The sequence below is a fragment of the Paenibacillus sp. HW567 genome (assembly GCF_000374185.1).
Taxonomy (GTDB): Bacteria; Bacillota; Bacilli; order Paenibacillales; family Paenibacillaceae; genus Paenibacillus_AQ.
On sequence record NZ_KB910518.1, the window covers coordinates 222667 to 234801 of the forward strand.

A 12135-nucleotide genomic window follows, 5' to 3' on the forward strand; every position below is an offset into this window, starting at 1 on the left:
TGGAGCTTTACTGCAGCTTGATATTGAATTTGGGTACGATCTGTACAGGATAGGTGGGAGCCGTTGAAGGTGGAGCGCAAGCTTCGCTGGAGGCGCCGTTGGGATACCACCCTGATCGTATCTAGGTTCTAACCTGGTACCCTAAACGGGTACGGGGACCGTGTCAGGCGGGCAGTTTGACTGGGGCGGTCGCCTCCTAAAGAGTAACGGAGGCGTTCAAAGGTTCCCTCAGAATGGTTGGAAATCATTCGCAGAGTGCAAAGGCAAAAGGGAGCTTGACTGCGAGACCTACAAGTCGAGCAGGGACGAAAGTCGGACTTAGTGATCCGGTGGTACCGCATGGAAGGGCCATCGCTCAACGGATAAAAGCTACCCTGGGGATAACAGGCTTATCTCCCCCAAGAGTCCACATCGACGGGGAGGTTTGGCACCTCGATGTCGGCTCATCGCATCCTGGGGCTGAAGTAGGTCCCAAGGGTTGGGCTGTTCGCCCATTAAAGCGGTACGCGAGCTGGGTTCAGAACGTCGTGAGACAGTTCGGTCCCTATCTGTCGTGGGCGTAGGAAATTTGAGAGGAGCTGTCCTTAGTACGAGAGGACCGGGATGGACGTACCGCTGGTGCACCAGTTGTTCCGCCAGGAGCATGGCTGGGTAGCTACGTACGGACGGGATAAGCGCTGAAAGCATCTAAGCGTGAAGCCCCCCTCAAGATGAGATTTCCCAGCATGTAAGACCCCTTGAAGACGACGAGGTAGATAGGTTGGAGGTGGAAGCACGGTAACGTGTGGAGCTGACCAATACTAATCGGTCGAGGGCTTATCCAAAGAACTAAAACGCAGGTTTCGTTTCGGATTCAGTTTTCAGGCGATCAAGGCTTGAAATGAATATTCCCTGATAGCTCAGTTGGTAGAGCACTCGACTGTTAATCGAGTTGTCACAGGTTCGAGTCCTGTTCGGGGAGCCATCTGGAGAGGTGTCCGAGTTTGGCCGAAGGAGCACGATTGGAAATCGTGTAGGCGCCACAAGCGTCTCGAGGGTTCGAATCCCTCTCTCTCCGCCACTATTTTTACAGCAAGGCCCGTTGGTCAAGGGGTTAAGACACCTCCCTTTCACGGAGGTAACATGGGTTCGAATCCCATACGGGTCACCAATTCTTCACTTGATTTTGATGTGCAGGATTTGGTAAAATAACATTTGTTGATTTATGGAGGCTTAGCTCAGCTGGGAGAGCATCTGCCTTACAAGCAGAGGGTCGGGGGTTCGAACCCCTCAGCCTCCACCATAACATTCCCTAAGTGAAGCGATGCTTCGCAGAGGATTCTGGGTACTTTCCCAGGCCTACAAGGGAAACATTATTACTGACGCGGGGTGGAGCAGCCCGGTAGCTCGTCGGGCTCATAACCCGAAGGCCGCAGGTTCAAATCCTGCCCCCGCAACCAACATGGAACCGTGGTGTAGTTGGCCTAACATGCCTGCCTGTCACGCAGGAGATCGCGGGTTCGAATCCCGTCGGTTCCGCCATCAGTATTACTTCAGGGATGAGAATCCCACATAGGGTTCGTTGGAGCATATTCTTCGTTAGAATTACATCGCAATCTCGTAACGAAGTGAAGAGTATCCCGCCCTGTTCCGCCATTATTTGAATCAAATAACTTATATGGCTCGGTAGCTCAGTCGGTAGAGCAAAGGACTGAAAATCCTTGTGTCGGCGGTTCGATTCCGTCCCGCGCCACCATTTTTTCTACAACTTAATATGCCGGTGTAGCTCAATTGGTAGAGCAACTGACTTGTAATCAGTAGGTTGGGGGTTCAAGTCCTCTCGCCGGCACCATCCGTGGAGGCTTAGCGAAGTGGCCAAACGCATCAGACTGTAAATCTGCTCACGTACGTGTTCGGTGGTTCGAATCCATCAGCCTCCACCATCTTTAGGGGCATAGTTTAAAGGTAGAACAACGGTCTCCAAAACCGTTGGTGTGGGTTCAATTCCTGCTGCCCCTGCCAAACCTTTTTAAAAGCTTAATATGGCGGCCGTGGCGAAGGGGTTAACGCACCGGATTGTGGTTCCGGCATTCGTGGGTTCGAGACCCATCGGCCGCCCCATTTCTTTTAAAATGATTGGTTCTACTCTGCATTAGAAAACTTAATATGGCGACTGTGGCGAAGGGGTTAACGCACCGGATTGTGGTTCCGGCATTCGTGGGTTCGAGACCCATCAGTCGCCCCATTTTTTTAAAAATGAATATTGGGGATTAGCCAAGCGGTAAGGCAACGGACTTTGACTCCGTCATTCATAGGTTCGATTCCTATATCCCCAGCCATTTATGCGGACGTGGCTCAGCGGTAGAGCATCGCCTTGCCAAGGCGAGGGTCGCGGGTTCGATTCCCGTCGTCCGCTCCATTTTTTATGGCGCCATAGCCAAGTGGTAAGGCACAGCTCTGCAAAAGCTCTACCCCCAGTTCGAATCTGGGTGGCGCCTCCATTTTATAATGGAACTTATTATTGTCGTAAGAGATATGCCGGCGTGGCGGAATGGCAGACGCGCTCGACTCAAAATCGAGTGGGAAACCGTGGAGGTTCGAGTCCTCTCGCCGGTATACCAATGAAAGACTTGTGAGATTTGCTTCAGCAATCTCACAAGTCTTTTTTGTATTGACTATTGAATTAATGGCTATTGGATTAACAGCTGTCTGGCAATGTGTTCTGGATAAAGCTCAACCGGCTGTCCGTATAAAGTCAACGTTAGTGCGTCGCCCTCCAGCAATTCCAGCTCGACATCCTTACCGCCGATTGTGACTGCGATCAGCCGTCCGCGAAAGGTCAGGCGAAACGCATATTTTGTCCATCCGGCCGGAATTGCCGGGGACAGCGACAACCCGCTCTCTTTCAGTCTCGTCCCCGCAAAGCCGAAAACTATTGCCATCCAGGTTCCGCCCATGTTGGCCATATGCAGGCCATCTTTGGTGTTGCCATGTGTATTGTCCAGATCAAGCCGGGCCGTCTCGATAAAGTATTCGTAAGCCTTGTCGTGATAGCCGACTTTGGAGGCCATAATGCTGAAAATGCAAGATGATAGAGAGGAGTCATGAGTGGTGATGGCTTCGTAGTAGTCATACGAATGCCGGATGGTCTCCTCCGTCTGTTCATCCTCAAGTAAAAAATGCGCCAGCAATGTATCCGCCTGCTTGCATACCTGGTAACGGTATAGCGTCAGCGGGTGATAGTGCAGCAGCAGCGGGTATTGGTCCTTGGGTGTATTTTTGAAATCCCAGACCGCTTTGCGAAGGAAGGTGTCGTCCTGCGGGTTGATGCCTAGCTCCTGGTCATAGGGAAGCAGCATGGCTTCAGAGGCCTGCCGCCAAAGGGTTACTTCTTCTGGGGTAACTCCAAGCTGGAAGAATAATTGTTGTGCAACCTGATCTTGATAGCACTGCAGGATTTCAAAGCTGAGCGCAGCCCATTTCAAATTATGTCTGGCCATGACATTGGTATAGTAATTGTTATTCACCAGGCAAGTGTATTCATCAGGCCCGGTTACCTCGTCGATATGGAATTGGCCCTCGTGGTAATGACCGATTTCCATCCATAGCCGGGCAGTTTCAAACAGTACTTCAGCCCCGTAGTTCAACAGAAATTCACGGTCCTCTTCAGCCAGGTAGTACTGGATATAGCTGTAGGCCACATCTGCGCTGATATGATATTGCGCCGTGCCTGACGGGAAGAAGGAGGAGCATTCTGTCCCGGCGATCGTCCGCCACGGGAACAGTGCCCCCCGGGCATGACCCATTTCCTTGGCCCGATTTCTGGCCTGCTCCAGCTTGGAATACCGGTACAGCAGAAGCTGCCGGGCTCGCTTAGGGGAGGTCATCAGGAATACGGGGAGCATATAAATTTCTGTATCCCAGAAATAATGCCCTTCGTAGCCCTCACCCGATAAGCCTTTGGCGGAAATATTACTGTGTTCATCCTGTCCTGCGGATTGCAGCAACTGGTAAAGGTTGAAACGGATTCCCTCCTGGAGCAATTGGTCATTCTCAATCACCACATCAGATCTTTTCCAGAAATCCTGCAAATAGACCTTCTGCTCTGTCAAAAGATCATCCATCGACAGCCCTTGAAGCGCTCGCTGAAGTTCGATGCCTTGTTCCACCAAGCGCTCTTCATGACGCAAAGTATCTGTATATATATTCCATTTGGTCAGATGCAGCGGTTCATACAGTTCTGCGGTGGCCGTAACGGTTCCTTCCGTGGCACCGGACTGTGTATGGACCTGCCAGTTTCCTTCCCAGTGATGCCGGGTTACACAGCAGGTGCGCAGTGCCGATATGGAGGTCTCATCTTCCACATACAGATATTCTCCTTGTACGCCACAGGCTACGACAGACAGAAGTTTGGAATGTCCGGCCGCGACCCGTGGATCATTCGGATTGCTGTAATTGCTGACATCGCCGTTCACCCGTGATACCAGCTTAATACGGCCTGTGAAATTGACCGGCTCGATGTGAATATCTATAACAAACAATTCTTTGTGCGTAAAAGATACAAGCCTGCGAAAGCGAAGCTGCAGCTCTTTGCCGGTTGGTGATTTCCAGTGCACCCTGCGCTCTGAATACCCTTTGTCCAGATGCAGGATACGCTCATAACTCAGAAGGCTCTCTTCCGTAAATGTTACAAGCTCCTCGTCCTCCCCGATATAGATGCGCACATCCTGAGCGTCAATCCCGTTAACCAGCTTCTGCTGGGTGTCAGGGAAAGCAAACAGCTTTTCGCCGTATGGAATGCGGATTACATCGTGAAAAGCGTTGAGATACGTGCCGCGGATACTCTGAATCTCAGAGTCCGCATAACCTTCCTCGAAGTTGCCGCGCACGCCTAAGTAACCGTTCCCTAATGCAAAAATACTCTCAAGGTTCAGCAGCGTATCTGCCGAAAGCCCATTACCCGAAATGCGCCAGCTCATCGCTTAATCTCCCCCTGGATCGTTATGGATTGAATTGTAGGATATAAAGGCTTAAGATTATACTAAATTATTTAGCTTATTATCAAATTCTTTAGGTGGGGGAATCATTATGGTCGATGGTGAAGAGGAATTAGGGGCCCCTCATTTCGGAGTACCATCTTATTGGTCTACACGATCGCAGGACCTCAGCAGAGAGTTTGTTCATCCGCCTCTGGATTACGAGCATGAGCTGCTGGAAGCGATCCGGATTGGCGATGAGTCCCGGGCGATGAAGGCTTTGCGCAAGATTAATGCGCTGGAGGCGGCTACGCTGGCCCGCTATCCGCTTCGTTCCAAGAAGAACGCCATGATTGCCACCTGCACCTTGTTCACAAGGGCAATTATCCGCGGCGGCGTGAACCCGGAGATGGCTTTTCAACTGAGTGATACAGTCATTCGTGACATTGAGAACACGGACGACCTCGAAAGGCTGCTTCTTTTTGAATATGAGATGGTGCTGCAGTTCATAGCTGTTATGAAAAGAGAGAAGGAGGCGCTGCACTATTCGCACATTGTGAATTTGTCCATTTATTTTATCCGCGAGCATATTTGCCGGGAATTGACGCTGGGGAGGATTGCCGCGCATGTCGGCGTTCACCCGTGTTATCTTTCGGACCGTTTCAAGCGCGAGATGGGGATGCCCCTTACCGAATTCATTAACCGCCGGAAAATCGAAGAATCCAAGTCCATTCTGATTCACAGCAGTCAGTCTATTTCCGACATTTCGCTGATGTTTAAATTTTGCACGCAAAGCTACTATACGCAATTGTTCAAGCAATACACAGGAAAAACACCCGGACAGTACCGCAAGGAGCGCGGTTGATTAGAGCATTGTTGTCTCCTGCTTATTATAGTGAAGACCAGATGAGATACATGGAAAAATAAAAAAAGGATGGGAAAGCCTGTAATGTTGCTTGAAGAAGGCGGGTCTTTCTTTTGTTCCGTCACGGGTGGTCGAACCGGGTTTCACTAAGGAAGGTGCTTATGGGCTGGCACAGTAGACATCCATGCCGCTCTTTCGCGGCACTTCAGACGATGAAATTTCATAGAAGGTCCTCAATTTGGCTTCCATAACAATATGCTCTGTTCGGACATCGTGATTTCAGGATAGATTTCAAGGAGTATTCTAGGAAAAGTTTATCATTGACCAGTAAAAGATTGGAGATTATAATCATAAAAGGAAAAACTCATTGGCTGGATACGGGTTAATGACGCTTTATGAAAACTATATTTGTAAACGCATACAATGATGTTTTCCTTTTTAAAATTCAGGGGGTGAGAAATGAACAATGTAGGTGGAGCATATTTTTTTTCCTTTAAATGCAAACGTTTGCGCAAATCGGATTTGAAAATTTCACGGGGAGGTTGTTTGATTGGAACGGCAAAAAAGTAGGTCTTTTATTTCATGGATGGTTATTTTTGCGTTAATTTGCAGCTTGTTTGGTTTATCCGGCGGGGCATCTGCCAGCAATATTGATTATACAGTCACCTATACAAATTCCACAGCAACGGCAGTGACACTGCATTGGAGTACTACGAATTGGACCAGTGTTACAGACACTCCGATGTCGAAGTCGGGGACCACATTTACGGCAAATATCAATGTCCCTGAGGGCGCCGCATTAATTTATTGTTATCACATCACAGCGCCTACAGACAGTTGGGACAACAATGGCGGCAAGAATTGGACAGCCGTTATTCCGGTTGCCGGAAAATATGAAGCTGAGAGCGCAGCCCTATCGGGTGGGGCGAAAATAAATACGGATCACACCGGATATTCGGGAACCGGGTTTGTTGACGGGTACACAGCCAGCGGAGCAGCTACCACTTTCACCGTTCAGGCTTCTGTTTCGGCTGCCTATAACGCCACTCTTCATTACGCAAATGCCACCGGAAGCGCCAAAAACGTATCTATTTACGTTAACGGAACAAAGGTGAAGCAGACTGCTCTCGCAAGCTTGGCCAATTGGGATACATGGGGCGACCAGACAGAACCGCTCTCCCTGCTGGCGGGTAATAATACAATTGCATACAAATATGATCCAACCGACAGCGGAAATATCAATATTGATTACATCAAGATCGCGCTGGGGACTACGCCGACAGCCACACCAACGCCAACACCGACAGCCACAGCCACACCAACAGCAACACCGACACCACCGCCAACACCGACACCAACGCCAACACCGACACCAACGCCAACTCCAACGCCAACAGCATCACCAACAGTAACGCCTACTCCGACGTCCACGGGGGTAACGGTTCACGTTAAGAGGCCTTCGGGATGGAATTCGGCGCTGCGAATCCATTATTGGAATTTGAGCCCTGCAACAGTTCCTGTAAGCGGAGCGTGGCCGGGGATTCTGATGAATGCGGACGGAAATGACTGGTATAGCTATACTATTACTGGAGCCACGGGCGCAAGCCTTATCTTTAATGATGGCACCGGCAAGCAGACGGCGGATTTGTCCCGCAGCGTGAAGGAGGGCTGGTATTACACAGATAACGTGTGGTATGATGCCAACCCGGAAACCCCAAAAATTCCGGTGATTTCTGCCGCTCCTGTACCGAAAACCTATGATTCTGCCCAGACAGTAACGCTGTCTAGCAGCAACAGCAGCGATAAAATCTACTATACAACAGACGGCTCGACGCCTACAGCTTCATCGGCTTTATATACTGCTCCAGTTCAGGTTGCGTCCTCTTTAACGATCAAGGCCTTAGGTGTCAACTCACTAGGTCAAGCTGGAAGCATCGCTTCTTTCGCTTATGTCATTGATCTGAATGCTGATTTGCAGGCGCCAACCATCACGGCCAATCTGCCTGTCGGGCATTCGGATTCGGCGGTTACTGTATCTTTTAACATTAAAGACAACAAAGCGGCAACAACTAAAGCCTACTACACGGATGACGGTACGGAACCCTCGGCAAGCTCCAAGCTTTATATCTCCGGCAATGCATTGGCGGGCCTGGCTGGACCGTCCATTCTCATTTCCAAGACCACAACCCTGAAATTTCTTGTGGTAGACGGTGCCGGGAATCAAACTACGCAGAGCTTTGTGTACAACATTGGAAAATCGGGCGATTTTCGCGAGGACACTATTTACTTCGTAATCACCTCCCGGTTCTATGATGGTGATCCGGGCAACAACGTACACGCATGGGATGATGCGAAGGCGGGAAATCCGGATTCTGACCCGGCTTGGCGAGGGGATTTCAAGGGGCTGATCCAGAAGCTGGACTACATCAAAGCTCTTGGCTTCAGCGCCATCTGGATTACGCCTGTTGTGCAGAATGCGAGCGGGTATGACTACCATGGCTACCACGCAATCAATTTTGCCAAAGTAGACCCAAGATATGAATCGGCAGGAGCATCTTATCAGGATTTGATCAATGCGGCGCATGCCAAAGGACTGAAGATTATTCAGGATATCGTCGTCAATCACACGGGTAATTTTGGTGAAGAGAATCTGTTCCCTATGTTCAAGAAGGATACCACCAAGGCGGACACCGTGAATAATTTGATCAAATTAACAGATAAGCTGCCGGCAAACTATGATTCCATGACACCCGATCAGCAGTATCAGGCAAGACTTGCCCTAATGAAGACTGAAGGCACCAATAATAACATGTACCATACAGAGAAAAGCTTGTCCTGGGAATCTTACACGGTACAGACAGGGCAGATCGCCGGAGACTGTGTTGACCTGAACACGGAAAATCCTGTAGTGGATCAATATTTAATCAACACTTATAACCAGTATATTGACATGGGTGTGGATGCCTTCCGCGTCGATACAGTGAAGCATGTGAGCCGGTATATTTTCAATAAATATTTTATTCCATCCTGGAAGGCTAGAGGAGGCTCTGATTTCTACATCTTTGGTGAAGTGGCTACCCGGTACAGAGATGTATGGAACAGCGGGATTCCGGCAATCTCAACCCCGTTCTATACCTGGAAGAGCTCCAAGTCATACCCTGGTGACGGTAAAAATGACTACGCTTCCAATAAAACATCCGTTGAGCAGGAGTGGGCGGATAATTCGACAACAGCAGGACAGCCAACCTCGAACAATGCCATTTTGAACGGCAATAATTATCATGCGCCTGACTATTCCATGAAATCGGGGTTGGATGTGATTGATTTTCCGATGCATTGGGCCTTTAAGTCGGCACAGGAAGCATTCGGTATGAGAAGCGGCGACCAATACTATAACGATGCTACCTGGAATGTCACCTATGTAGATTCTCATGACTATGCACCCGACCAGGCTCCGGAAAATCAAAGATTCGCAGGGACACAGGACACCTGGGCGGAGAATCTGGCGCTGATGTTCACGTTCCGGGGAATTCCCGCCATTTTCTACGGTTCAGAGATTGAATTCCAAAAGGGAAAAGTCATTGATCCCGGCCCGAACGCACCGCTCAGCACCACAGGCCGCGCTTACTTCGGTGATCATATGGAAGGAAGTGTTACGGTTCAGGATTACGGCAAATATACAAATGCAACCGGGCAGCTTGCGGAATCGCTGAATTATCCTTTGGCGAAGCATATCAGACAGCTTAATTTAATCAGAAGAGCCGTTCCAGCCTTGCAAAAAGGCCAGTATTCTACAGAAAATGTATCCGGCAATCTGGCTTTTAAGAGAAGATATACCGACAGTGCCAAAGGCATTGACAGCTTCGCACTTGTTACGATCTCGGGAAATGCTACGTTTACCGGAATTCCGAACGGAACCTATGTAGATGCGGTCACAGGCGATACCAAGTACGTTAACAATGGCACGATTACATTAACCTGCTCCGGCAAAGGAAATGCAAGAGTGTATGTATTAAATGGCAAGGGCGGAATTGGAGAGACGGGAACTTATTTGAAGTAACCGCAGGCAATAGGCATAAACCCGTAAGAACCTTGATTTCAAAGGTTTTTACGGGTTTTATTTTTTTCGGGCTGATTATGCAGCCTCCTTTACAATATGTTCCACCCCTTTTACTTGTCGTTTATACTTTTCGCACAGTGGATTGTTAACGTAATGAAAAGGGGTGATAGGATGAGTACGACGGAAACAGCATATTCAATGAACCGCCAGCCCGTACTTTCAAGTCAAGCGCTTGGTTGGGACAAGCTGCAGGTGGCCAGATGGCCAAACCCTCTGCAGGCAATTGCCAATTTGTCCGAATCAAAGCATCTGATCGGTATACATTGCTCCGCATATTATGAGAATTATTACACCATTCATATTATTCCTGCAGGAGAACCGGTGCTGTCTTCCTGGGGGAAGGCCTCGTTATATTTTCTGCTGATTGAAATTCCTCCCGCTTATCTGGAGCGTATTGCCCGGGAGTCCGGGTTTCTCAAGGAAGGTTATATAGAGCTGGAACGCAAGTCTTACGTTAAAGATCCTAAGCTGCTTCAACTCGGCCTGTGGATGCTGGAAGAGCTGCAGAATGAGGGCAGACAAGGAAAATTATACAGCGACTCCCTCGCCAATATGCTGGCGGTTCATCTGCTCAGTCATTATGCGGAGGTCAGCAGGGGGCGGGTGGTTTCAAGAGTTGCTGCCAATCAGGATATTCATCAAACCATAGAATATATGAAAGAGAGACTGGAAGAGGAGCTTTCGATACAGGAGCTGGCTGACCGGGCCAATCTGAGCTTATCCCATTATATCCGGCTCTTCAAGCAGCAGACGGGACATACACCGCACCATTATTTAATTCGCCTGCGGATTGAACGCTCCAAGTCATTGATTTGCCAAGGGGATTATGGGCTGAGGGAGATTGCCGACCGTGCGGGATTTGCGGATCAGGGCCATTTCACGAGAATGTTCAAGCGCTTGACCGGAATGACTCCCAAGCAGTATATGCAGGAGGTAACCGCTAACAGAATTATTGCAAGATGATTGTTTTGTTCAAGAAAAACCGCATTTTGTTCAAGAGAGGGTATCCCCCTGAAGCTACAATTAGGTTAAAGCTTGGCGAATACGCAATAGGTTGAACCGCCAGCTAAAACTGAGCCTAAGTCTCTGTTAAAGGATGTTCATTCAATGGGGACAGGCTAAAAATTCAGGAGGAGACAAGAAAATGAAACTGAAAAGAGTGTCAGGGTTGGTCTGCGCAGGAGCCATAGTTATGGGTTCACTGACTACAGGTGCGGTATGGGCTGATCCGGTCGTTAATGAAGCGGCGGCAACGGCAGAACTGGCTGCGGGAGTCAATGAGTCGTGGCATGAGGTGTCCAAGACAACCTTTTGGCTTACTGATGCATTCGAGCGCGGACAAGGTGTCACCTCAGACGGCAACTCTTGGATATTCAATTCACAGCTAGGCCTTCTCAAAACAGCACTGGACGGGAAAAGCGTACAAGCCAGAAATGCGGTAGCTATTCCATCAGCAATTGCGCTGAAGGGCGGCGACCATATCGGTGACATCTCTTATTATAACGGCTTAATCTATGCTCCAATTGAAGACAGCAGTAAATATGAGCATCCTTATATCGCACTTTTTAACTCACAGACTCTTGATTATACCGGAACTTCTTATGAGCTGCCGCTCAGTCTTCATCCCGGAGGTGTGCCTTGGGTAGCTGTTGATGCCCCGCGCAATCAGGTCTATACCGCTCAGTGGAGTCATGCCCCGGTATTGAATGTATTTAATCTCAGCGACATGTCTCTGGTTAAGACTGTTCCGCTCAGTCAGACTATTGACCGTATTCAGGGTGCAGAGATGTACAACGGTTACCTGTATGCCTCTAGCGATGACGCCACAAAGTCGGTCTACCGCATCAACCCCGATACGGGAGAAGTTGTACTTGCGCTCAGCCGCAACCTGGGAAGCAGCACTGAAGCACAGGGCATTGCAGTACTCCCCACTTCAAACGGTGCCATTCTGCATATTCTTGACGTAGGCTCCAACCGGATCAGTATTAATTTCAGACACTACGCGCCTTGATGCTATATAAGTTGAACCTTAGATTTTCATATTAGGGTAATGGTCGTAACTGCGGGGAATGTTTGGACTTCCGGCCGCTGTTGTCTGCAGATTTCTTGATTTATACCGCTGTTCGCGGTGGAAATCCGCAGACAAAGGCGGACGCTAACGCTCCTCCAGTTCCAAACTTCCCCTCCGCACTCCT

General features: G+C 49.3%; 5 protein-coding genes, 16 tRNA genes and 2 other annotated features. Of the genes, 20 read left to right on the plus strand and 1 reads right to left on the minus strand.

What is annotated here, in order from left to right; genetic code table 11:
• Positions 1 to 543: a sequence feature (23S ribosomal RNA rRNA prediction is too short), on the plus strand.
• Between the two features lie 15 nt (positions 544 to 558).
• Positions 559 to 812 (plus strand) — a sequence feature (23S ribosomal RNA rRNA prediction is too short).
• A 76-nt stretch (positions 813 to 888) separates the two neighbouring features.
• From B212_RS0101180 to B212_RS0101255, 16 genes are all read left to right on the plus strand, one after another.
• Positions 889 to 964: transfer RNA gene (locus B212_RS0101180), tRNA-Asn, on the plus strand.
• A 3-nt stretch (positions 965 to 967) separates the two neighbouring features.
• Positions 968 to 1060, plus strand: a tRNA-Ser gene (locus tag B212_RS0101185).
• A 15-nt stretch (positions 1061 to 1075) separates the two neighbouring features.
• Positions 1076 to 1150 (plus strand) — tRNA-Glu (locus tag B212_RS0101190).
• A gap of 56 nt (positions 1151 to 1206) precedes the next feature.
• Positions 1207 to 1282: transfer RNA gene (locus B212_RS0101195), tRNA-Val, on the plus strand.
• A gap of 80 nt (positions 1283 to 1362) precedes the next feature.
• A tRNA-Met gene (locus B212_RS0101200) sits at positions 1363 to 1439 on the plus strand.
• Positions 1440 to 1443: 4 nt separating this feature from the next.
• Positions 1444 to 1521: transfer RNA gene (locus B212_RS0101205), tRNA-Asp, on the plus strand.
• Between the two features lie 138 nt (positions 1522 to 1659).
• A tRNA-Phe gene (locus B212_RS0101210) sits at positions 1660 to 1735 on the plus strand.
• A gap of 20 nt (positions 1736 to 1755) precedes the next feature.
• Positions 1756 to 1831 (plus strand) — tRNA-Thr (locus B212_RS0101215).
• A gap of 5 nt (positions 1832 to 1836) precedes the next feature.
• Positions 1837 to 1922: transfer RNA gene (locus B212_RS0101220), tRNA-Tyr, on the plus strand.
• Positions 1923 to 1927: 5 nt separating this feature from the next.
• A tRNA-Trp gene (locus B212_RS0101225) sits at positions 1928 to 2001 on the plus strand.
• A gap of 23 nt (positions 2002 to 2024) precedes the next feature.
• A tRNA-His gene (locus tag B212_RS0101230) sits at positions 2025 to 2100 on the plus strand.
• A 48-nt stretch (positions 2101 to 2148) separates the two neighbouring features.
• Positions 2149 to 2224: transfer RNA gene (locus tag B212_RS0101235), tRNA-His, on the plus strand.
• Between the two features lie 19 nt (positions 2225 to 2243).
• Positions 2244 to 2318 (plus strand) — tRNA-Gln (locus B212_RS0101240).
• Positions 2319 to 2323: 5 nt separating this feature from the next.
• Positions 2324 to 2398, plus strand: a tRNA-Gly gene (locus B212_RS0101245).
• 8 nt (positions 2399 to 2406) lie between these two features.
• Positions 2407 to 2480 (plus strand) — tRNA-Cys (locus tag B212_RS0101250).
• A 36-nt stretch (positions 2481 to 2516) separates the two neighbouring features.
• A tRNA-Leu gene (locus B212_RS0101255) sits at positions 2517 to 2595 on the plus strand.
• A gap of 74 nt (positions 2596 to 2669) precedes the next feature.
• On the opposite strand, the gene B212_RS0101260 is transcribed toward B212_RS0101255, so the two are convergent.
• Positions 2670 to 4958: a glycoside hydrolase family 65 protein gene (locus B212_RS0101260; RefSeq protein ID WP_019908437.1), complete on the minus strand. Its 2289-nt coding sequence runs from the start codon at positions 4956 to 4958 to the stop codon at positions 2670 to 2672.
• A 109-nt stretch (positions 4959 to 5067) separates the two neighbouring features.
• Here B212_RS0101260 and B212_RS0101265 point away from each other — a divergent pair, with 109 nt between their 5' ends.
• The 4 genes from B212_RS0101265 (at position 5068) to B212_RS32910 (ending at position 11951) form a co-directional block, all read left to right on the plus strand.
• Positions 5068 to 5820, plus strand: coding sequence for a helix-turn-helix domain-containing protein (locus B212_RS0101265; RefSeq protein ID WP_019908438.1), 753 nt, complete (start codon positions 5068 to 5070; stop codon positions 5818 to 5820).
• Between the two features lie 550 nt (positions 5821 to 6370).
• Positions 6371 to 9880, plus strand: coding sequence for an alpha-amylase family glycosyl hydrolase (locus B212_RS0101270; RefSeq protein WP_019908439.1), 3510 nt, complete (start codon positions 6371 to 6373; stop codon positions 9878 to 9880).
• Positions 9881 to 10051: 171 nt separating this feature from the next.
• Positions 10052 to 10903 carry a helix-turn-helix domain-containing protein gene (locus B212_RS30485; protein ID WP_019908441.1) on the plus strand — a complete coding sequence of 284 codons (852 nt, stop codon included), beginning with the start codon at positions 10052 to 10054 and terminating at the stop codon, positions 10901 to 10903.
• Positions 10904 to 11084: 181 nt separating this feature from the next.
• Complete coding sequence (locus B212_RS32910) at positions 11085 to 11951, plus strand: DUF6923 family protein (RefSeq protein WP_019908443.1); 867 nt, start codon at positions 11085 to 11087, stop codon at positions 11949 to 11951.
• Positions 11952 to 12135: the final 184 nt, after the last annotated feature.

Bases quoted from the DNA above. Each gene is read 5' to 3' on its own strand.
- B212_RS0101260 (WP_019908437.1), bottom strand. From the start codon at position 4,958: ATGAGCTGGCGCATTTCGGGTAATGGGCTTTCGGCAGATACGCTGCTG.
- B212_RS0101265 (WP_019908438.1), top strand. From the start codon at position 5,068: ATGGTCGATGGTGAAGAGGAATTAGGGGCCCCTCATTTCGGAGTACCA.
- B212_RS30485 (WP_019908441.1), top strand. From the start codon at position 10,052: ATGAGTACGACGGAAACAGCATATTCAATGAACCGCCAGCCCGTACTT.
- B212_RS32910 (WP_019908443.1), top strand. From the start codon at position 11,085: ATGAAACTGAAAAGAGTGTCAGGGTTGGTCTGCGCAGGAGCCATAGTT.